Here is a 21,083-nt window from a genome sequence, read left to right on the forward strand (position 1 = left end):
GTTCGCAGCTTCGAGTCAGTGATGTGAGTTGCGGCGGCCCGCGCGTGCGGCCGCCGGTTCTTCCAATCAATGCCGGCGCGTGCCGGCATTTTCCATCCGGCAGGTGTGCCCCATGGCTGTCAATTTTCCGTCGATCGATCCCGCCCAACTGCATCCCGTCGCCGGCGTCACGCTCGGCTGGGCGGAAGCGAACATCCGCAAGCCGAATCGCAAGGACGTGCTGGTCATTTCCGTCGACGAAGGGGCGACGGTCGCCGGCGTATTCACCGAGAATCGCTTCTGCGCCGCGCCCGTGATCGTGTGCCGCGAGCATCTGGCGAAGGTGCGTGCGGGCGGCGCGGGCATCCGTGCGCTGGTCGTGAACACCGGCAATGCGAATGCGGGCACCGGCGAGCCGGGCCTCGCGAATACCCGCGAAACCTGCGCGGAACTCGCTCGCCTCGCGGGCCTCGACGCTGCGCAGGTGCTGCCGTTCTCGACCGGCGTGATTCTCGAGCCGCTGCCGATCGACCGCCTGAAGGCAGGGCTGCCGGCCGCGCTCGCGAACCGCAAGGCCGCGAACTGGTTCGACGCCGCGCAGGCGATCATGACGACCGACACGCTGCCGAAGGCGACGTCGCGCCAGGTGACGATCGACGGTCACACGGTCACGCTGACGGGCATCAGCAAGGGCGCGGGCATGATCAAGCCGAACATGGCGACGATGCTCGGCTTCCTCGCGTTCGATGCGAACGTCGCGCAGCCGGTGCTCGACACGCTCGTGAAGGAAGTGGCCGACCGCTCGTTCAACTGCATCACGATCGACGGCGACACGTCGACGAACGACTCGTTCATCCTGATCGCGTCGGGCAAGAGCACGCTGCCCGCGATCACGTCGACCGACTCGCCGGCGTATGCGGCGCTGCGCGATGCAGTGACGCAGGTCGCCCAGGTGCTGTCGCAGCTGATCGTGCGCGACGGCGAAGGCGCGACGAAATTCATGACGGTGCAGGTCGAAGGCGGCAAGAGTGTCGCAGAGTGCCGCCAGATCGCCTACGCGATCGGTCACTCGCCGCTCGTGAAGACGGCCTTCTACGCATCCGACCCCAACCTGGGCCGCATTCTCGCGGCGATCGGCTATGCAGGCGTCACGGATCTCGACGTCGGCAAGATCGATCTCTATCTCGACGACGTGCTCGTCGCGAAGGCCGGTGGCCGCAATCCGGCGTACCAGGAAGAGGATGGCCAGCGCGTGATGAAGCAGAGTGAAATCACGATTCGCGTGCTGCTCGGCCGCGGCGATGCACGGGCAACCGTGTGGACGTGCGACCTGTCGCACGATTACGTGAGCATCAACGCGGATTACCGCTCCTGACCGGGCGCGCAGGAACGACATGGACAAGCTCGAACAGTTTCTGACGCGTGCCGAAGCGCTGCTCGGCCGCCTCGAGGGAATACTGCCGCCCGCGCCGGCGGCCGTCGACTGGAATGCCGCCACTGCGTTCCGCTGGCGCAAGCGCCAGGGCCGCGGTTATCTGCAGCCGGTGCCGGCGGCGTCGACGATCACGCTCGACGACCTGCACAACATCGATCGGCAGAAAGGGTTGATCGAACAGAACACGCGACAGTTCGTGCAGCGCAAGCCGGCGAACAACGTGCTGCTGACCGGCGCGCGCGGCACCGGCAAGTCGTCGCTGATCAAGGCGTGCCTGAATGCGTATGCGAAGGACGGGCTGCGCCTGATCGAAGTCGACAAGGACGACCTGCACGATCTCGGCGACATCGTCGATCTGATCGCGCAGCGTCCCGAGCGGTTCATCGTGTTCTGCGACGACCTGTCGTTCGAGGAAGGCGAATCGGGCTACAAGGCGCTGAAGGTCGCGCTCGACGGCTCGATTGCCGCGCAGTCGGACAACGTGCTGATCTACGCGACGTCGAACCGCCGCCACCTGCTGCCCGAGTACATGAGCGACAACGCGTCGTACAAGCATCTTCCTGACGGCGAGATCCACCCCGGCGAAGTCGTCGAGGAGAAGATCTCGCTGTCGGAGCGCTTCGGCCTGTGGGTCAGCTTCTACCCGTTCAAGCAGGACGACTACCTCGACATCGTCGGGCACTGGCTGCGCCATTTCGGCTGCGCGGATACCGAGATCGAGACGGCGCGCGGCGACGCGCTCGTCTGGGCGCTTGAGCGCGGTTCACGTTCGGGGCGCGTCGCGTGGCAGTTCGCGCGCGACTGGTCGGGCCGCAAGGAGCAGGCATGAGCGCGGATTTCGCAGCGGGCGCCGTGCGCGCGCCCGACGGCCGCAAGGTGACGGAAGTCGCGGTCGGCGTGATGGTGCAGCCGGACGGTCGGTACCTGCTCGCGCAGCGGCTGCAGGGCAAGCCGTACGAAGGCTACTGGGAGTTTCCGGGCGGCAAGCTGGAGGCGGGCGAGAGCGTCGAGGACGCGCTGGCGCGCGAGCTGCACGAGGAGCTCGGCATCGTCGTCACGGCCAGCCACCGCTGGCATACGCTCGAGCACGATTATCCGCACGCGTACGTGCGGCTCTATTTCTGCAAGGTGACGGGCTGGACGGGCGAGCCGCACAGCAAGGAAGGGCAGGCGTTCGTGTGGCAGCAACTGCCGGTCGAGGTCGCGCCGCTGTTGCCGGCGGCACTGCCGGTGCTGGAATTGCTCGAGAAGGAAGCGGCGTCGCAATGACGCCGTGGCGGCCCGCCTGAAACGCGGGCCATATCCGCTGACGGGTGGTGCCGTATGCCGCTCAGCTGTCGCGGCGGCCGTCGGTGTCGTCTTCTTCCGACGAGGGGCCCTCGTCGGCTGCGCCGCCGATCCGGTACTTTTCCGCGGCCCATGCGCCGAGGTCGAGCTGCTTGCAGCGGGCCGAACAGAACGGGCGGAACTTGTTTTCAGGTGTCCAGCGCACTTCTGCGCCGCACGAAGGACATTTCACAACGGTAGTCATACGAAAGCGTCGAACCGGCCCACGGCCGTTACAGATTGCACAGTGTCAGATGGAACGGCACGTCGATGTCCACCGCGCGCGGCCGCACGTCGCCGTCCTGCATGGTGAACCGTACCCACAGCATGTATTTGTTGGCGCTCGCTTCGGGAATCACATGCAGCTCCGGCGGCACCCGCACCTGCATCAGCTGATAGGTGCGCCCCGACAGCATCTGCTGATAGCTGCCCTGCATCGCCATCACCTTCGAAGCCTGCCCCGATTCGCGCGCGAGCCGCAGCACGATCGTCACGGCGTCGCGCAGCGGCAGCAGCGGCATGATCCATTTCGCGATGTCCTGGCGCCGCTGTTCGGCGGGCCATTGCTGCCAGGCGTAGTACGACGGCAGGTCGAACTTGCACGTGCCGCCGGGAATCACCGCGCGGCTGCGGATGCTGGCGAGCCACTCGTTGTCGACCAGATGCTGCCCCGTCTTGCCCTGCATCTGCGCAAGATTGGCGAGCGTCTGCTCGATTTCGCCGAGCACGGCTTCGAGCGCATTCTGTTCGATGCCCGGATTGCCGCGAAAGGGGGCGAGCGTCTGGCGTTGACGTTCGAGCTCCTTCATCAGATCCGATTTCAGGTCCGCGCGGCCCGTGACCTCGGCGATTTCGAACAGCGTCGTCAACGCGACGTGATGTTCGCGCGGGTCCTCCTGAGCCAAAAAGAACGCGAAGCGCTCGAACAGGTCTTCGAGGCGCAACAGCGTGCGAATTCGCTCGTTGAACGGATACTCGTAAAGAATCAAGCGCGCTCGCCTCTCGGGTAGGGATTGAAACAATGCAGGACATTCTAATGCTCACGCTCTACCCTAGCAACGCGCCAATTTCGTACACCATCACGAGAGCGCGCGACGGTCAGTGCGCAGCGGCCGCGAATCCGAGATAGCGTTGGTGCAGCGCATCGACCTGCGCGGCGAGTGCATCGGGTGTCGTCGCATCGTTGACGATCACGTCGTCGGCTGCCGCAAGACGCGCTTCGCGCGTCGCCTGTCTCGCGATGATCGCTTCGACCTGCTCGCGCGTGAAACCGTTGCGTCGCATCACGCGCGCGATCTGCGTTTCGACCGGGCAGTCGACGACGAGCACACGATCGCTGCGCGCCTTCCAATTGCCTGACTCCACGAGCAGGGGCACGACGAACATCACGTAAGGGCCCTGCGCTTCGCGAGCCTCGCGGTCGGTCTCCGCGCGGATCAGCGGATGCGTGATCGCTTCGAGGCGCCGGCGTGCGCCGTCGTCGCTGAAAATCAGTGCACGCATCCTGGCGCGATCCATCGAGCCGTCCGCCGCGACGAAATCCGGCCCGAATGCCTGCTCGATCGCCGGCATCGCGAGGCCGGCCGGCGCGGTGATGCGATGCGCGATCAGGTCGGTATCGACGAGCGAGGCGCCGCGTGCGGCGAACAGGTCGGCGACGGTCGTCTTGCCGCTGCCAATGCCGCCGGTGAGTCCTATCGAATACATGTGAGCCTCCGCCGGGCCGCCACAAGGAGGTGAATTGCCGACCTGCGACGCAGCGAACCAGGCGGACGCGGATGGTCGGTCATGTCAGCCGCCGAGCGCCGAATAGAAAGGGGTGCCGAAAAACAGCGTCGCGACGCCGCCCGCCGCGAGGAACGGACCGAACGGAATCGGCTCCTCGAAGCGCATGCGACCGCGCCAGGTCGCGGCAAGCCCGACGATCGCCCCCGTCACCGCGGCGAACAGCACGACCTGCGGCAGCGCGGCCCAGCCCATCCAGGCGCCGAGCGCGGCGAGCAGCTTCAGGTCGCCGAAGCCGATGCCCTCGATGCCGCGCAGCCATTTGAACAGCCAGTAGATCGACCACAGGAACAGGTAGCCGGCCATCGCGCCGACCACGGCCGAGCGTAACGACGTGAACGTGCCGCCGAGGTTCAGTGCGAGCCCTGCCCACAGCAGCGGCAGCGTCATCGAATCGGGCAGGTAACCGGTCCGGATATCGATCGCGCTCATCGCCAGCAGCGCGGCGCACAGCCCGAACGCGGCGAGTGCGGCGACGGTGGGGCCGAATGCGGCGAGCGAACCGGCGGCAAGCAGCGCACCGGCGAGCTCGACGAGCGGATAGCGCGCGCCGATTGCGTGGCCGCACTGACGGCAGCGCCCGCGCAACATCAGGTAGCTGACGAGCGGGATGTTTTCCCACGCGCGCAGCACGTGGCCGCAATGCGGGCAGGCGCTGCGCGGGCGCCACAGATCGTAGTGCGGCGGATAGCCGTCGTCAGGCACGCCGCTCGCGTTGCCGGTTGCTTCAGCGATTTCGGCCTGCCACGCGCGCTGCATCATCACCGGGATCCGGTGCACGACGACGTTCACGAAGCTGCCGACGCACAGGCCGAGCACGGCCGCGAAGGCGTACTGCACGGCGGGCGGCAGCATCGCCAGCGCGAGCAACGTGCTGGCGGGCGAATCGAGAACGGTGGTCAGGGGCGCAGGCGTCATGGGGCTCGGGTTCGGGCTCGGACTGGAACTTTAAAGGCGACAGAATCGGTTGCGATGCTACACCACGTTGCCCAGCTGAAGGATGGGCAGATACATCGCGATCACGAGGCCGCCGACGAGTGCGCCCAGCACGATCACGATCAGCGGCTCGCCGAGGGCGGCGAGCGCATCGAGACGTGCGTCGAGCTGGCGTTCGCAGAGTGCGGCGATATCGGCGAGCATCGTGTCGAGCGCGCCGGATTCCTCGGCGACGGCAATCGGTTGCACGACGTCATCCGGGAAACAGCCGGCCGCGTGCATTGCCTCCGCAAGACGCGCGCCGCGCAGCACGCGCGTCGCGATTTGTGCGGTGGCCTGCTCGAACACCGGATGGCCGGCCGTGCGTTCGAGCGTGGCGAACGCATCGGCGAGCGGGACGCCGGCGCCGAGCAGCGTTGCCAGCGAGCGGCACCAGCGCGCGGTCACGAACCGCGTGAGCGCGCTGCCGATGAACGGCGCGTCCAGCAAGTGCCGCGCGGCTGCATGGCGTAGCCGCGGCGAGCGCTGCAGCACATGGCGCGCGGCGAGCCCTGCGAAGGCGGCGCCGGCCACGAACGTGCCGCCCCAGGCCGATGTCGCGGAAGACAGTGCGAGCAGCGCGCGGGTCGGCGCCGGCAGCGCGGCGCCGAAGCCGTCGAAGATCTGCTGGAATGTCGGCACGACCCACACCATCAACGCGGCCGAGATCGCGAGCCCGAACACGATGACGGCGACCGGATAGGCGAGCGCCGCACGCAGTTTGCGCCACTGCGTGTCCGTGCGTTCGCGGTGTTCCGCGACGCGGGTCAGGACGGTGCCGAGCGCGCCCGATGCTTCGCCCACCTCGATCAACTGGCGATACAGCGTGCCGAACTGGGACGGATAGCGTGCGAGCGCGGCGGCGAAGCGCTGGCCGCCGACGATCTCGCGTGCGAGGCCCGCGGCGATGCGCGGCAGCCCGTCGCGCGTGCGGGTGCGGGCGAGCATCTCGAGCGACGGGGCGAGCGGCAGTCCGGCTTGCAGCAGGCTCGCGAGCTGGCGCGTGAAGCGCGTGACTTCCCGCGCGCCGGCCGCGGGCGGCCGGGCTGTGCCGCGGACGTCGAGCGACAGCACCGTGACACCGTCGCGCGCGAGCGCCGCGCGTGCGGCGGCTGCATCGAATGCGATGACGTTCCCGCGGCACGGCGTGCCATCGCGGCGGCGGCCGCGCCACGCGAAGCGGGTTTCATGCGGCGGTGCAGGCATCGCGATCATGCGTCCGGCGTCGCGGCCAGCGCTTCCGCCACGCTGGTCGTACCGTCGCGAACGTGCGCGAGTGCCGCGTCGCGCAGACCGCGCACGCCTTCGGCTGCCGCACACTGCGAGAGTGCGCCGACGCTTGCACGCGCGACGATGTGTTCAGCCATCTCGTGTGAAACCGGCATCGTCTGATGCAGGCCGATCCGGCCTCGATAGCCGATGCCGTGGCAGGCGGTACAGCCGCGCGCGACGAAAGGGCGCCATCCGGATTCCAGTGCCGCCGATTCGCAGCCCGCTTCGCGCAGCACGCGCGCCGGCGCGTCCGAACGTACGCGGCAGGTGACGCACAGACGCCGAACGAGGCGTTGCGCGGTAACGAGGCGTAGTGCGGCCGCCAGGTTGTAAGGCGCGACGCCGATGTCGAGCAGTCGCGCGACGGCGGCCGGCGCATCGTTCGTGTGCAGCGTCGACAGCACGAGGTGGCCGGTCTGCGCGGCCTTGATCGCGACGTCAGCCGTCTCCGCGTCACGAATCTCGCCGACCATGATGACGTCCGGGTCCTGCCGCAGCAGCGCGCGCAACGCGGTGGCGAAGGTGAGCCCGGCCTTTTCGGCCACGCCGACCTGGTTGATGCCGTCGAGCTGAATCTCGGCCGGATCCTCGACCGTGCAGACGTTGTGCGCGTCGCGATCGAGCATCTGCAGCGCGCAGTAGAGCGACAGCGTCTTGCCGCTGCCGGTCGGCCCGGTGACCAGCACGAGACCGTGCGGCGCGCGGATCGCGGCCTCCATCGCCGCGGCCTGCTGCGCGTCGAAGCCGAGACGCGCGAGCGTGAGGTCAGGCGGCAGCGTTTCGAGGCGGCGCAGCACGAGTTTCTCGCCGAACAGCGTGGGCAGCGAGCTGACCCGGTAGTCGCCCCGCATGCCGCCGTCGACCGCGATGCGCAGCCGGCCGTCCTGCGGAAGCCGGCGCTCGGCGATGTCCATGCGCGCGAGCACCTTGATCCGCGTCACGAGCGCATCGCGCAGATGAGCGGGCGGCCGCGCCTGTTCATGCAGGACACCATCGATGCGCAGGCGGATGCGCCAGCCTGTTTCGAATGGTTCGACGTGGATGTCGGACGCGTCGCGCACGCGGGCGGCGTGAAGCGTGTCCGTCAGCAGCCGGACGGCGGGTGAATCGTCGAGTTGCGTCGCATCGAGCGAACGGGGTGGCTCGGCCAGCGATGCGTCGGTGGAGACGGGCGGCCGCTGCGTGTGCGGCGGCGCCCCGGGAGGAGGGAAGTGCATGTGAGCCGGCACTCGGCCGCCTGTTGATCGTGACCGGCAAATGGTCTCGTATCTCAGGCGGCGCCGACAGTCGGCCGTTCGGCTAGCGCGCGGCGCCGCGCGTGCGCGTGCCGCGCGGCTTGAACAGCTTGACGGTGCGCACGGCCTGGTCGTCGCTGCGCATGACCTCGAGCATCACGTCGCCGATTTTCACGCATACGTCGCCTTCCGGAATCTCCTCGAGGATCTCGAGGATCAGGCCGTTCAGCGTCTTCGGTCCGTCGGTCGGCAGATTCAGGTGCAGCCAGCGGTTCAGTTCGCGCAGCGGCATGCTGGCCGCGACGATGCATTCGCCGTTCGCGTCCCAGCCGCCCGCGCGTTCGCCGCGCGGCATCGACGTCGTGAATTCGCCGATCAGTTCCTCGATGATGTCCTCGGGCGTGACGAGCCCTTCGAGTTCGCCGTACTCGTTGACGACGAGCGCCGTCCGCTGTCGGCTTTCCTGGAAATACTGGAGCTGCTGGACGACCGGCGTGCCCGACGGCACGTAGTACGGCTCGGCGAGCAGCGTGCGCAACGTCTCGCGGTCGAAGTCCTGGTTGTGCAGCGCGGTGAGCGTCTTGCGGACGTGCAGCACGCCGAGCACCTTGTCGATGTCGCCTTCGTACACGACCAGGCGGTTGTGATAGCAGGTCTCGAGCTGATGCAGGATGTCGTCGAGCGGCGCGTAGAAGTTGAGCGACTCGATCTGGCGGCGCGGCACCATCACGTCGTCGACCGTGATGTTCTCGAGGTCGAACAGGTTGAGCAGGATGCTGCGGTGCTTGGTCGGCATGAAGCTGCTCGACTCGAGCACGATCGCGCGCAGCTCGTCGGCCGACATCCGCTGGTCGCGGCCCTTCTTCGTGTTGATGCGCAGCACCCAGAGCACGCCGTTCGCGAGCGCGTTGACGAACCAGACGACCGGCTTGAACACGCGCATCAGCGGCGCGATCACGAGGCTGGCGGGCAGCGCGATGCGCTCGGGAAAGGTCGCGCCGACGATCTTCGGCGCGATTTCCGCGAACACGATGATCAGGAACGCGACGATGCCGGTCGCGATCGACAGCGCAAGGTTGTTACGGCCGAACGTGTGCAGCGCGAGCGACGTCGTCAGGACCGGAATGATCGTGTTGAACAGGTTGTTGCCGATCAGGATCACGCTGAGCAGCAGGTCGGTGCGCGTGAGGAGACCTTGCGTGGTTTTCGCGCCGAGGGCGCCCTGGCCGGCGAGATGCTTCAGCCGATGGCGGTTGAGCGCCATCATCGCGGTTTCGGAAATGGAAAAGAAGCTGGAGCAGAGGAGAAGCAGGAAGACGGCGCCGATTTGCGCCCATAAGGGAATTTGGTCCACGCGTCAGAAGGGGCAGTGAAGGACAGGAATGAAGGGAATATAGCAGAGGCCGGCGGCCGGGATGTGCCGCGCACGGCACGGGGCCTGCGCGATCGGGCATCAAGAAGGCAAAAAAAAACCGTGCACACGGTGCACGGTTTTTTCAAAATCTGGTCGGGGTGAGAGGATTCGAACCTCCGGCCTCTACGTCCCGAACGTAGCGCTCTACCAGGCTAAGCTACACCCCGATTTTTTGCTCTTCCGACTTCGCTGCTTTCGTTCAGATCGCTGCGTCGTCACAAGCAAGAACGTAACTATAACGATGTTTTTTCTAAAAGGGAATACCTTGATGAAGAAATTTTTCAAGACAAGGTATCGCCCCCCGTTCGCGGCGCGTTTACGACTGCCGCGACGTCGAGTACGAGCACAGCGCGAGCAGGCTTTCCTTGTAGATCGAATCCGGGAACGCGGCGATCGCGGCAGCCGCAGCCTGTGCTTCCTGACGTGCGCATTCGAGCGTATGGTCGAGCGCACCCGAGCGCGTGATCGCGTCGAAGATCGTGTCGAAGCGATCGGTGCCGCCTTGTTCGATCGCCTCGCGGGCAAGCGCCGACTGTTCGGGCGTGCCGCGTTCGATCAGATAGATGAGCGGCAGCGTCGGCTTGCCTTCGCGCAGGTCGTCGCCGGCATTCTTGCCCATTGCCTCGGCCGTGCCCGCGTAGTCGAGCCAGTCGTCCATGATCTGGAACGCGGTGCCGATCCGGCGGCCGTATTCGGCTGCGGCGGCTTCGGTCGGCGCGTCGGCGCCGGCGAGCACCGCGCCCAGGCGGGCCGATGCTTCGAACAGCTTCGCCGTCTTGTAGCGGATCACCTGCATGTAGCGCGTCTCGTCGACGTCCGCATCGTGCATGTTCAGCAACTGCAGCACTTCGCCTTCGGAAATGATCGTCGTCGCTTCCGACAGGATTTCCATCACGCGCATCTTGCCGACGCCGACCATCATCTCGAACGAGCGCGAATAGAGGTAGTCGCCGACCAGCACGCTCGCCGCGTTGCCGAACAGCGCGTTGGCCGTCTGGCGGCCGCGCCGCAGTTCGGATTCGTCGACGACGTCGTCATGCAGCAGCGTGGCCGTATGGATGAACTCGACGACGGCGGCCAGCACGTGCCGCTGGTGCGACGTCTCGCCGAGCGCGCCGGCGACGAGCAACAGCAGGGCCGGACGCAGCCGCTTGCCGCCCGCGCCGATGATGTACTCGGCGATCTGGTTGATCAGCAGTACGTCGGACGCGAGGCTTTGCCGGATAACGCGATTCACCTGCTCCATGTCGCTGGTGATCGGAGCGAGCAGGTGGGCGGCGCTGAGAGGGGGGGAGGCGGTGGACGACGACATGATGATCGAAATGGGTGATGCCGCGGATTATAAGTCGAATCCGCGATATCCCGGTCTGCCGCACGTGGCTGCGCGGTGATTTTTGGCCGTCCGGCCAGGGCTTGCGCGTGGCAATCGTGGATCGGCTTTGACTTGGTCGCTAACCCCATGTATAATCACGTGTTTTCCGCGCGTGGTGTGCGGAAAAATTGGATCCAGAGTGAGGTTCTCAATGTACGCGGTCATAAAAACCGGCGGCAAGCAGTACAAGGTTGCCGTTGGCGAAAAACTCAAAGTAGAACAGATACCGGCTGACATTGACGCTGAAATCACGCTCGACCAGGTTCTCGCAGTGGGCGAAGGCGAATCGATTAAGTTCGGTACGCCGCTGGTCAGTGGGGCTTCCGTCAAGGCCACCGTTGTGTCGCACGGTCGTCATGCCAAGGTCACCATCTTCAAGATGCGTCGCCGGAAGCACTACCAAAAGCACGGCGGCCACCGCCAGAACTACACTGAGCTGCGCATCGACGCGATCAACGCGTAAGCGCCTCGGTAAAGGAGCAATCAGATGGCACACAAAAAGGCAGGCGGCTCTTCCCGGAACGGCCGCGACTCCGAGTCGAAACGTCTCGGCGTGAAAGTGTACGGCGGCCAGGCGATCAACGCCGGCGGCATCATCGTGCGTCAGCGCGGTACGCGCATGCACGCTGGCGAGAACGTCGGCATGGGCAAGGATCACACCCTGTTCGCGCTGGTCGACGGTCACGTCAAGTTCGCGACCAAGGGCGCGGACAAGAAGCATCTGGTCATCGTTGTCCCGGCGGCTGCCTAAGTTCAGGCACCCACGGGCTTCGTAGCCGAAAGGCCCCGCAGTCTTGGCGGGGCCTTTTTTTATTTGGCCGCCGGGCGCATGTGCGCGCCGGCGGTTGTCGCGACACTGGCGGGCAATCGGCCGAACGGCAGATTGTTCAAGCATGCCGGCGCGCGGCACAATAGCGGAAATACTGGTCGGAGTGACGAATGAAGTTCATTGACGAAGCGCGAATCGAAGTCATCGCCGGCGACGGAGGCGATGGCAGCGCGTCGATGCGCCGCGAGAAATTCGTTCCGTTCGGCGGGCCGGACGGCGGCGACGGCGGCCGGGGCGGCAACGTCTACGCGATCGCCGACCGCAACATCAATACGCTGATCGACTATCGTTACGCGAAGAAGCATCTGGCGCGCAACGGCGAAAACGGTCGCGGCTCGGATTGCTACGGCAAGGGTGGCGACGACGTCACGCTGCGCATGCCGGTCGGCACGGTCGTGACCGACATGGATACGGGCGAGCTGATCGCCGACCTGACCGAGCACGACCAGCAGGTGATGCTCGCGAAGGGCGGTGCCGGCGGTCTCGGCAACCTGCACTTCAAGTCGAGCACGAACCGCGCACCGCGCCAGAAGACCGACGGCAAGCCCGGCGAACGGCGCATGCTGCGGCTCGAGCTGAAGGTGCTCGCCGACGTCGGCTTGCTCGGCATGCCGAACGCCGGCAAGTCGACCTTCATCTCGTCGGTATCGAACGCGAAGCCGAAGATCGCCGACTATCCGTTCACGACGCTCGCGCCGAACCTCGGCGTCGTGCGGGTCGGCCCGAGCAAGAGCTTCGTGATCGCGGATATCCCGGGGCTGATCGAGGGTGCCGCCGAAGGCGCGGGCCTTGGCCACCAGTTCCTGAGGCATCTGCAGCGCACCGGCGTGCTGCTGCATCTCGTCGATTTGGCCCCGTTCGATGAAAGCGTCGATCCGGTCGCGGAAGCGACGGCGATCGTTGGCGAGCTGCGCAAGTACGACGAGGCGCTCTACGAGAAGCCGCGCTGGCTCGTGCTCAACAAGCTCGACATGGTGCCGGAAGACGAGCGCGAGGCACGCGTCGCCGATTTCCTCGACCGCTTCGGCTGGGACGGCCCGGTGTTCGAGATTTCGGCACTTACCGGCCAGGGCTGCGAAGCGCTGTGCTATGCGATCTACGACTACCTCGCCGAGCATTCGGACGCGCATCGCGCGGCGGAGGAGGAAGATCTGGCCGCGGACGTGCGGTTCCGCGATGCGCCGTCCGCGGATGGCGGTGCGACGCCCGGCGATGACGCCTGAGCGGTCCCGAAACGCACCGGGCGCAGCGCCCGGTGCCGGCATTTAATCGCGCCCGGCCGGGCAGGCATCAGATAGGAGACGGCGCACGATGCGTTCGATCATCGCGGATTCGAAGCGATTGGTGGTGAAGGTGGGCTCCAGCCTCGTAACCAACGACGGCAAGGGGCTCGATCATGCCGCAATCGGCCGCTGGGCGGCCCAGATCGCCGCACTACGCACGCAGGGCAAGGAAGTGGTGCTGGTCAGCTCGGGTGCGATCGCGGAAGGGATGCAGCGCCTCGGCTGGAGCAAGCGTCCGCGCGAGATCGACGAGTTGCAGGCCGCTGCCGCGGTCGGTCAGATGGGGCTCGCGCAAGTCTACGAAAGCCGCTTTACCGAGCACGATATCCGCACCGCACAAATCCTGCTCACGCACGCCGACCTGGCCGATCGCGAACGCTACCTGAACGCTCGCTCGACGCTGCTCACGCTGCTGCGGCTCGGCGTCGTGCCGATCATCAACGAGAACGACACGGTGGTCACCGACGAAATCAAGTTCGGCGACAACGACACGCTCGGCGCGCTCGTCGCGAACCTGATCGAAGGCGACGCGCTGGTCATCCTGACTGACCAGACGGGGCTGTTCACCGCCGATCCGCGCAAGGATCCGAATGCGACGCTGGTCGCGGAAGCCAGCGCGGGCGCGCCGGAACTCGAGGCGATGGCGGGCGGCGCAGGCTCGAGCCTGGGCCGCGGCGGGATGCTGACGAAGATCCTCGCGGCGAAGCGCGCGGCGCACAGCGGCGCGAACACGGTGATCGCGAGCGGCCGCGAAGCCGACGTGCTGGTGCGGCTGGCGGCGGGTGAGGCGATCGGCACGCAGCTGATCGCGCGCACGGCACGGATGGCCGCACGCAAGCAGTGGATGGCCGATCACCTGCAGGTGCGCGGGCACGTCGTGATCGATGCGGGCGCGGTCGAGAAGCTGACGGCCGGCGGCAAGAGCCTGCTGCCGATCGGCGTGACCGGTGTGCAGGGCGCGTTCGCGCGCGGCGAGGTGATCGCATGCGTCGGCCCCGACGGGCGTGAAGTGGCGCGCGGCCTCACGAACTACAGCAGCGCGGAAACGAAGCTGATTCATCGCAAGCCGAGCGGCGAGATCGAGACGGTGCTTGGCTACATGCTGGAGCCGGAACTGATTCATCGCGACAACCTCGTGCTGGTGTAACCGTCCGTGCTGACGCCCGGCGTCGCGAGACAACAAAAAGCCCGCATCGCGCGGGCTTTTTGTTGCGACGGAGGCAGATGCCCCCGCGTAGCGGCGATCAGCGCAGCTGGCTCATCGCGGTGCGGTGGAACTTGATGTTCTCGAGAATCTGCCGGGTCGTGCCCTGCGGCATCTTGTTCGCGCAGAAGTAATCCTGGTACAGCGCCGAGTGGTAAGCGTTCAGCTCGCCGTTCTCGATGCGGCGCCAGTCGTTCTCGACCGTGCGGTCCCAGCCGTCGTGATCCGAGTTCAGGCCTGCATACTGGCGCCATTCATAGGTGTCGCAACGAATGCCTTCGTAGATCACGTTGCGTGCGCCGGCCGGGCTCGTGATGACGACGGCATAGCGCACGACGCCGTCGGTACCGACGGCGAGCGACTTCGCATCGACGAAGAACTTGAGCGGCGTGTTCTGCGACACGTTGAACGGCAGCAGGTCGCCCGCTTGCGGCAGCGGCGGCAGCGTGTCGACCGGGTTTTCCTTCCAGTTGCCCTGACGGTCCAGCAAATATACGAACTCGCTGTCATCCTTGTTGGTCGGCGTCTTCGAGTTCGCGCAACCGGCCAGCGTGGCCGCCGCGACAATCGATGCGAGCGCGAGAGCAATCGCTTTCAATATGCATTCCTCGTAAAAAAAGGGCGCGACACCAAGGTCGCGCCCGGTCATGCAGTCCGACTCGTCATTTGCCGACGATCACGTGGGGCGGCATCTCGTCGAGCGTGCTCGCTTCCACTTCGATCTCGGAACAAACCACCGATGTGTCGACAATCGTCAGCGTCTGCTGGGCGTGCGCACCGATCACGCGCGGATAGCGCGACGGACGCGGCCCACGCGGCTTTTCGGCTCGCTGCGCCGGGCGGCGCAGGAAGCGCGACAGTTCCGTCAGCGCCAACTGATAGACATCCCGCTTGAACTCGATCACCGCATCGAGCGGCACCCAGTACTCGTTCCAGCGCCACGCATCGAACTCCGGGTGATCGGTCGCGCGCAAGCAAATGTCGCAATCGCGTCCGACCATCCGTAGAAGGAACCAGATCTGCTTCTGGCCGCGGTAATGACCGCGTACTTCGCGTTTGATGAACTTGTCAGGCACCTCGTAACGCAACCAGTCGCGAGTGCGGCCGATTATCTTGACGTGTTCCGGGTGCAGGCCCGTTTCCTCGTGCAGCTCCCGGTACATCGCCTGCATGGGGGTCTCGCCGTACTTGATCCCACCTTGAGGAAACTGCCAGGAATGCTCGCGGAGCCGCTTGCCCCAAAACACCTCGTTGCGCGCGTTCAAGAGGATGATGCCGACGTTCGGGCGAAAGCCTTCACGATCCAGCATACAACCACCTTCGAATCCTTTAAAATTGCTTTGATTATAAACAGATAACGGGCGCTGCGCACCGTGACGGAGCGAATCCGCGCGGGGTACACCGGCTGAATTGTCCCTGAATTGTCTGCTACGTCGTCTGCGCCATCGTTGTTCGCCGCGCGCAGCTTTTTCACCTTGAAACTTTTTCGGGCGCCCCGCCTGGGGGCGCCGTATTTGGAACCGTCCGCATGAAAGCTTCCCGTTTCTTTATCGGCACCCTCAAAGAAGCACCGGCCGACGCAGAGATCGTCAGCCACAAGCTGATGGTGCGCGCCGGCATGATCCGTCGTGTCGCCGGCGGCATCTACAATTATCTGCCGGTTGGCCTGCGTTCAATTCGCAAGGTCGAGGCCATCGTGCGCGAGGAAATGAACCGGGCGGGCGCCATCGAGCTGCTGATGCCGGCCGTGCAGCCGGCCGAGCTGTGGCAGGAATCGGGTCGCTGGGAACAATACGGCCCCGAGTTGCTGCGCTTCAAGGACCGCAAGGACAACGACTTCGTGATCGGGCCGACGCACGAGGAAGTCGTCACCGACATCGCGCGCAACCAGATCAAGAGCTACCGGCAGATGCCGGTAAACTTCTACCAGATCCAGACGAAGTTCCGCGACGAGATCCGTCCGCGCTTCGGCGTGATGCGCGGCCGCGAATTCATCATGAAGGACGCGTATTCGTTCGACAAGGACGCGGCCGGCCTGAACGAGTCGTATCGCAAGATGTATGACGCGTACGTGCGCATCTTCACGCGCCTCGGCCTCGAGTTCCGTGCGGTCGCGGCCGACAGCGGCTCGATCGGCGGCAACTTCTCGCACGAGTTCCACGTGATCGCCGATACCGGCGAGGACGCGATCGCCTACTGCCCGACCTCCGAGTTTGCCGCGAACGTCGAAGCGGCCGAAGCGCTGCCGCTGATCGCCCAACGCGCGGCGCCGGCCGAAGCGATGGAGAAGGTCGCGACGCCCGGCAAGGCAAAGTGCGAAGCCGTTGCCGAGCTGCTGGCGATCCCGCTCGCGCGCACGATCAAGTCGATCGTGCTTGCCACCGAGAACGAAGGCGCCGAGCCGACCATCTGGCTCGTGATGTTGCGCGGCGACCACGACCTGAACGAGATCAAGGTGTCGAAGCTGCCGGGGCTGAAGAACCACCGCTTCGCGACCGAGCAGGAAATCGTCGAATGGTTCGGCACGCCGCCGGGCTATCTCGGCCCGGTCGGCACGAAGAAGCCGGTGAAGGTGATCGCCGATCGCACGGTGGCGAACATGAGCGACTTCGTCGTCGGTGCGAACGAGGTCGACTATCACATCGCGGGCGTGAACTGGGGCCGCGACCTGCCGGAGCCGGAAGTCGCCGACGTGCGCAACGTGAAGAAGGGCGATCCGTCGCCGGACGGCAAGGGTGAGATCGACATCTGCCGCGGTATCGAAGTCGGCCACGTGTTCCAGCTCGGCACCAAGTACTCGGAAGCGATGGGCGCGACGTTCCTCGACGAGTCGGGCAAGCCGCAGCCGATGCTGATGGGCTGCTACGGTGTCGGCGTCACGCGTATTCTCGGCGCGGCGATCGAGCAGAACTTCGACGAAAAGGGCATCATCTGGCCCGAGTCGATCGCGCCGTTCGAGGTCGTGCTGTGCCCGATGGGCTATGACCGCAGCGACATGGTTCGCGAAGCCGCCGACAAGCTGTACGCGGAACTGGCCGCCGCCGGCGTCGACGTGATCCTCGACGATCGCGGCGAGCGTCCGGGCGTGATGTTTGCCGACTGGGAACTGATCGGCGTGCCGCATCGCCTGGTGATCGGCGAGCGCGGGCTGAAGGAAGGCAAGATCGAGTACCAGGGCCGCCGCGACGCCGAAGCGACGCTGCTGCCGGCCGACGCGGCCGCGGCGACGGTGACGGAGAAGATCCGCGCCGCGCTCGCGCGCTAAGCGCCGCGACCGGGGGACACGGTGGAATACACCTTCCTGTCGGCCACCGTGCTCCTCGTGCTGATCACGGATCCGCTTGGCAACATCCCGCTGTTCATTACGGCGATGCGCGACGTGCCGCGCGAGCGGCGCGTGAAGCTGATCCTGCGTGAAGTGGGGATCGCGTTCGTGATCCTGCTGTTCTTCATGGTGGTCGGCGACCGCTTCCTGCGGATGATGAGCCTCACCGACCTGTCGCTGCGGCTCGGCGGCGGGATCGTGCTGTTCCTGATCGCGCTGCGGATGATCTTCCCGCATCCGGACGGCGCGCTCGGCAGCGATCCGCGCGCGGGCGGCGAACCGTTCATCGTGCCGCTCGCGATTCCGGCGCTTGCCGGGCCGTCTGCGCTCGCAACCGTGATGCTGCTGACGTCCCAGGCGCCGGGCAAGATGTTCGAGTGGGTCGGCGCGCTGACGGTCACGATGATCGTCTGCGCGATTACGCTGGTGCTGGCCGAGCGGATCCAGATGTGGCTCGGCGAGCGGACCGTGGCCGCGTTCGAGCGGCTGATGGGCCTCGTGCTCGTCGCGATCTCGGTCGAGATGCTGCTGGCCGGCATTCGCGCGTTCGTGCACCAGCTGCAGCCTTAGCCCAGGCGGCACGAGCGGAAAAAAAGCGGCGCTCCGGGAAACCGGAGCGCCGCTTTACTTTGTGGCGGGCAGGGCGATCAGACGTTCGCGGTCAGCGCGCGGATCGTCGGCAGGTTGCGCCAGTAACCCTTGGCGTCCATCCCGCAGCCGAACACGTAGCGGTCCGGCACCGAGAAGCCGCAGAAGTCGGGATGCAGCGGTTTCGCCTTCGCGAGCGTCTTCTCGCACAGCACGGCGGACATGAAGCGCTTCGCGCCCATGTCGAGGATGCGGTCGCGAATCGCGGCCATCGTCTCGCCTTCGTCGAGGATGTCGTCGAGCACGAGCACGATCCGGTCCTTCACCGATTCGCGCGGCGCGACGCGCCAGTGCATCTCCGGGCTGCCCTGCGTCGTGTTGCGGTAGCGGGTCAGGTGGATGTAGTCGAATTCCAGCGGGAAATCGAGGTGCGGCAGCAGCATCCCGGTAAACACCGCGGCGCCGCCCATCACCGAGAGCACGAGCGGAAACGCGTCGCCGATCTCGGCGCGGATCGCGTCGGCCATCTTGGAGATCGACGCGTTGACGGCGTCGGCCGAGACGATCTCTTCGGAGTGTTCGAAAATGTGGAGGGCTTCTTCGCGGTTCATGTGTTCTGGCGGGCAGTCGGTATACAAATAAGGATGAAGCAGAACGGGCGGCGCGCGCTACGGCAAAAACCCGCGCGCCGGCCAACGGGCGGAATCAGCGCATGCCGGGCATCATGCCCTTCAGGCCGCGCATCATCTTCTGCATGTTGCCGCCCTTCAGCTTCTTCATCATCGTACGCATCTGGTCGTACTGGTTCAGCATCCGGTTGACTTCCTGCACCGGCACGCCCGCGCCGGCTGCAATGCGGCGCTTGCGCGTCGCCTTGATGATTTCGGGTTTCGCGCGCTCGGCGGGCGTCATCGAGCTGATGATCCCTTCCATCCGGCGGATCGACTTTTCGGCCTGGCCCATGTCGGCGCCGGCCGCCGCCTGCTGGAACTGCGCGGGGAGTTTATCCATCAGCGACGACAGGCCGCCCATGTTCTTCATCTGCGAGATCTGCGCGCGGAAATCGTTCAGGTCGAAGTCGCCGCCTTTCTTCACCTTGTCGGCGAGCTTCTGCGCGGCCTGCACGTCGACGCCGCGCTGCGCTTCCTCGACCAGCGCGAGGATGTCGCCCATCCCGAGGATCCGGTTCGCCATCCGGTCAGGGTGGAACACCTCGAGGCCGTCGAGCTTCTCGGCGACGCCGACGAACTTGATCGGCTTGCCCGTGATGTGGCGCACCGACAGCGCGGCACCGCCGCGCGAATCGCCGTCGAGCTTGGTCAGCACGACGCCGGTGAGCGGCAGCGTGTCGTTGAACGCCTTCGCGGTGTTGACCGCGTCCTGGCCGAGCATCGCGTCGACGACGAACAGCGTTTCGGCCGGCTTCAGCGTGCCGTGCAGCGCGGCGATTTCCTGCATCATCGCCTCGTCGATGCCGAGGCGGCCGGCCGTGTCGACGATCAGCACGTCATGGTAGTGGCGCTTCGCCCAGTCGACGGCCGCGAGCGCGATGTCGACGGGCTTCTGGTCGGGCGTCGACGGGAAGAAGTCGGCGCCGACCTGTTCGCTCACCGTTTTCAGCTGCATGATGGCGGCCGGGCGATACACGTCGCACGACACCGTCAGCACCTTCTTCTTGTACTTCTCGCGCAGCAGCTTCGCGAGCTTGCCGGCGGTCGTGGTCTTGCCGGCACCCTGCAGGCCGGCCATCAGGATCACGGCGGGCGGCGTGACCGCGAGGTTCAGCTCGGCGGCCTTGCCTTCGTAGTCGCCGCCGATCACGGCGGTCAGTTCCTTCTGGACCACGCCGACGAGCGCCTGACCCGGCGACAGGCTGCTGATCACTTCCTCGCCGAGCGCCTTTTCCTTGACCTTGGCGATGAATTCGCGGACGACGGGCAGTGCGACGTCGGCCTCCAGCAGCGCGAGACGCACCTCGCGGAGCATCTCCTGGGTGTTCGCCTCGGTAAGGCGGGCCTCGCCGCGCAGCGTCTTGACGACGCGCGCCATCCGTTGAGTGAGATTGTCGAGCATGGGGAGCGATGGACAGTGGGGCCCGAAGGCGCAACGGAACCGAACAAAGGGAGCCGTCGCGGGAAGGGGGCCTAGTGTAAACTTCGAACATGGATATTGTACTGTATGCCCTCACCGCATTCCTGTACGGCGGTCTCGCCGTCGCAGGCTGGCGCGCGCACCGTCAGGGCGCGACGCCGCTCGTCGCGAGCGTGCCGGCCGTGCCGGTCCCGGCGTCCGCCGCGTCGGGGATGAGCGGGGCCGGCCGCGCGCTGCTGTTCGCGGCCCTGGTCGCGCACGGCGTGCTGCTGCACATGACGATCTTCCCGCACGACGCGATGGTGTTCGGTTTCGCGTTCGCGCTGTCCGCGATGTTCTGGCTCGGCGCCGGCATCTACTGGATCGAGAGCTTCTTCTTCCCGCTCGACAGCCTGCGCCTGCTCGTGCTGCCGCTCGCCTGCGGCGCGTCGCTGCTGCCGCTCGTGTTCGGTGGCGTGCGGGTGCTGCCTTATGCCGCAGCGCCGCTGTTCAAGATGCATTTCCTGATCGCGAACATCGCGTACGGCCTCTTTGCGATCGCCGCGCTGCACGCGATCCTGATGCTGATGGTCGAGCGGCGCCTGCAGTCGCTGAGAAGCGGCGGGCGCGCCGGCTCGACGGGCTGGATCGCGAGCTGGCTCGAAACGCTGCCGCCGCTGCTCACGCTCGAGAAGCTGCTGTTCCGGCTGATCGGCGCCGGCTTCGTGCTGCTGACGCTGACGCTCGCGTCGGGGATCCTGTTCAGCGAGCAGGTCGATGCGCGCGCGTTGCGGCTCGATCACAAGACCGTATTCGCGGTGCTGTCGTGGCTGATGTTCGGCGGCCTGCTGGTTGCCCGCAAGACGTCGGGCTGGCGCGGGCGCGGCGCCGCGCGCTGGGTGCTCGTGTCGTTTGCCGCGCTGCTGCTCGCATATGTCGGCAGCCGGTTCGTTTTCGAGGTGCTGCTGCACCGCTCCGTGGTTTGAACGCA

General features: G+C 66.1%; 22 protein-coding genes and 1 tRNA gene. 10 read left to right on the forward strand and 13 right to left on the reverse strand.

The window, feature by feature from the left end; all coding sequences use genetic code 11:
• Window positions 1-112: 112 nt before the first annotated feature.
• From argJ to ACTJKF_RS27820, 3 genes are read left to right on the forward strand one after another with little or no spacing between them, the layout of a single operon-like run.
• Window positions 113-1,354 carry a bifunctional glutamate N-acetyltransferase/amino-acid acetyltransferase ArgJ gene (gene argJ / locus ACTJKF_RS27810; RefSeq protein ID WP_440627940.1) on the forward strand — a complete coding sequence of 414 codons (1,242 nt, stop codon included), beginning with the start codon at window positions 113-115 and terminating at the stop codon, window positions 1,352-1,354.
• A gap of 19 nt (window positions 1,355-1,373) precedes the next feature.
• Window positions 1,374-2,243: an ATP-binding protein gene (locus tag ACTJKF_RS27815; RefSeq protein ID WP_440627942.1), complete on the forward strand. Its 870-nt coding sequence runs from the start codon at window positions 1,374-1,376 to the stop codon at window positions 2,241-2,243.
• On the forward strand, window positions 2,240-2,683 hold the full coding sequence (locus ACTJKF_RS27820) for an NUDIX domain-containing protein (protein ID WP_440627943.1): 444 nt from the start codon (window positions 2,240-2,242) through the stop codon (window positions 2,681-2,683). The genes ACTJKF_RS27815 and ACTJKF_RS27820 overlap by 4 nt, the downstream gene beginning before the upstream one ends.
• 61 nt (window positions 2,684-2,744) lie before the next feature.
• Here the strand turns inward: ACTJKF_RS27820 and ACTJKF_RS27825 are convergent, their stop codons facing one another.
• The 9 genes from ACTJKF_RS27825 to ACTJKF_RS27865 form a co-directional block, all read right to left on the reverse strand.
• A complete protein-coding gene (locus tag ACTJKF_RS27825) occupies window positions 2,745-2,945 on the reverse strand; it encodes a DNA gyrase inhibitor YacG (protein WP_440627945.1) in 201 nt (66 codons plus the stop codon).
• 28 nt (window positions 2,946-2,973) lie between these two features.
• Window positions 2,974-3,729, reverse strand: a complete 756-nt coding sequence (gene zapD, locus ACTJKF_RS27830; RefSeq protein ID WP_440627947.1) for a cell division protein ZapD — start codon at window positions 3,727-3,729, stop codon at window positions 2,974-2,976.
• Between the two features lie 109 nt (window positions 3,730-3,838).
• Entirely contained in the window at window positions 3,839-4,447 is a 609-nt protein-coding gene (coaE, locus tag ACTJKF_RS27835; protein WP_440627949.1) for a dephospho-CoA kinase, read from the reverse strand.
• 84 nt (window positions 4,448-4,531) lie between these two features.
• Window positions 4,532-5,443, reverse strand: coding sequence for a prepilin peptidase (locus ACTJKF_RS27840; protein ID WP_440627951.1), 912 nt, complete (start codon window positions 5,441-5,443; stop codon window positions 4,532-4,534).
• A 57-nt stretch (window positions 5,444-5,500) separates the two neighbouring features.
• Entirely contained in the window at window positions 5,501-6,715 is a 1,215-nt protein-coding gene (locus tag ACTJKF_RS27845; RefSeq protein WP_440627952.1) for a type II secretion system F family protein, read from the reverse strand.
• Window positions 6,712-7,989, reverse strand: coding sequence for a GspE/PulE family protein (locus tag ACTJKF_RS27850; protein WP_440627954.1), 1,278 nt, complete (start codon window positions 7,987-7,989; stop codon window positions 6,712-6,714). The genes ACTJKF_RS27845 and ACTJKF_RS27850 overlap by 4 nt, the downstream gene beginning before the upstream one ends.
• An 82-nt stretch (window positions 7,990-8,071) precedes the next feature.
• Window positions 8,072-9,361, reverse strand: coding sequence for an HlyC/CorC family transporter (locus ACTJKF_RS27855; protein ID WP_440627956.1), 1,290 nt, complete (start codon window positions 9,359-9,361; stop codon window positions 8,072-8,074).
• Window positions 9,362-9,511: 150 nt separating this feature from the next.
• Window positions 9,512-9,588 (reverse strand) — tRNA-Pro (locus ACTJKF_RS27860).
• 149 nt (window positions 9,589-9,737) lie between these two features.
• Window positions 9,738-10,733, reverse strand: a complete 996-nt coding sequence (locus ACTJKF_RS27865) for a polyprenyl synthetase family protein (protein WP_440627957.1) — start codon at window positions 10,731-10,733, stop codon at window positions 9,738-9,740.
• 211 nt (window positions 10,734-10,944) lie between these two features.
• On the opposite strand from ACTJKF_RS27865, the gene rplU reads away from it, so the two are divergent.
• The 4 genes from rplU to proB all read left to right on the forward strand — a co-directional run bounded on the left by rplU (window position 10,945) and on the right by proB (window position 14,052).
• Window positions 10,945-11,256, forward strand: coding sequence for a 50S ribosomal protein L21 (gene rplU, locus ACTJKF_RS27870; RefSeq protein ID WP_006025184.1), 312 nt, complete (start codon window positions 10,945-10,947; stop codon window positions 11,254-11,256).
• Between the two features lie 24 nt (window positions 11,257-11,280).
• Window positions 11,281-11,544 (forward strand): 50S ribosomal protein L27, encoded by a 264-nt coding sequence (rpmA, locus tag ACTJKF_RS27875; protein ID WP_006476999.1) that lies wholly within the window; start codon window positions 11,281-11,283, stop codon window positions 11,542-11,544.
• Window positions 11,545-11,732: 188 nt separating this feature from the next.
• Window positions 11,733-12,845, forward strand: coding sequence for an Obg family GTPase CgtA (cgtA, locus tag ACTJKF_RS27880; RefSeq protein WP_322026270.1), 1,113 nt, complete (start codon window positions 11,733-11,735; stop codon window positions 12,843-12,845).
• Window positions 12,846-12,933: 88 nt separating this feature from the next.
• Window positions 12,934-14,052 carry a glutamate 5-kinase gene (gene proB, locus ACTJKF_RS27885; protein ID WP_440627960.1) on the forward strand — a complete coding sequence of 373 codons (1,119 nt, stop codon included), beginning with the start codon at window positions 12,934-12,936 and terminating at the stop codon, window positions 14,050-14,052.
• A gap of 97 nt (window positions 14,053-14,149) precedes the next feature.
• Here the strand turns inward: proB and ACTJKF_RS27890 are convergent, their stop codons facing one another.
• The gene (locus tag ACTJKF_RS27890) at window positions 14,150-14,758 is read right to left on the reverse strand and encodes a CNP1-like family protein (RefSeq protein ID WP_440627961.1); all 609 of its coding nucleotides are present in this window, start codon (window positions 14,756-14,758) and stop codon (window positions 14,150-14,152) included.
• A gap of 13 nt (window positions 14,759-14,771) precedes the next feature.
• Complete coding sequence (locus ACTJKF_RS27895; protein ID WP_440627962.1) at window positions 14,772-15,419, reverse strand: RNA pyrophosphohydrolase; 648 nt, start codon at window positions 15,417-15,419, stop codon at window positions 14,772-14,774.
• 218 nt (window positions 15,420-15,637) lie between these two features.
• Here ACTJKF_RS27895 and ACTJKF_RS27900 point away from each other — a divergent pair, with 218 nt between their 5' ends.
• Window positions 15,638-17,374, forward strand: a complete 1,737-nt coding sequence (locus ACTJKF_RS27900; RefSeq protein ID WP_440627963.1) for a proline--tRNA ligase — start codon at window positions 15,638-15,640, stop codon at window positions 17,372-17,374.
• A 21-nt stretch (window positions 17,375-17,395) separates the two neighbouring features.
• Complete coding sequence (locus tag ACTJKF_RS27905; RefSeq protein ID WP_440627965.1) at window positions 17,396-18,004, forward strand: MarC family protein; 609 nt, start codon at window positions 17,396-17,398, stop codon at window positions 18,002-18,004.
• A 77-nt stretch (window positions 18,005-18,081) separates the two neighbouring features.
• Here the strand turns inward: ACTJKF_RS27905 and ACTJKF_RS27910 are convergent, their stop codons facing one another.
• Window positions 18,082-18,633, reverse strand: a complete 552-nt coding sequence (locus ACTJKF_RS27910; RefSeq protein ID WP_440627967.1) for a hypoxanthine-guanine phosphoribosyltransferase — start codon at window positions 18,631-18,633, stop codon at window positions 18,082-18,084.
• Between the two features lie 94 nt (window positions 18,634-18,727).
• Entirely contained in the window at window positions 18,728-20,095 is a 1,368-nt protein-coding gene (gene ffh / locus ACTJKF_RS27915) for a signal recognition particle protein (protein WP_039317379.1), read from the reverse strand.
• 89 nt (window positions 20,096-20,184) lie between these two features.
• On the opposite strand from ffh, the gene ACTJKF_RS27920 reads away from it, so the two are divergent.
• Complete coding sequence (locus ACTJKF_RS27920) at window positions 20,185-21,078, forward strand: cytochrome C assembly family protein (RefSeq protein WP_440627969.1); 894 nt, start codon at window positions 20,185-20,187, stop codon at window positions 21,076-21,078.
• The last annotated feature ends 5 nt before the right edge of the window (window positions 21,079-21,083 follow it).

The sequence above is a fragment of the Burkholderia sp. 22313 genome (genome assembly GCF_052045245.1).
In the GTDB taxonomy this organism is placed as follows: Bacteria; Pseudomonadota; Gammaproteobacteria; order Burkholderiales; family Burkholderiaceae; genus Burkholderia.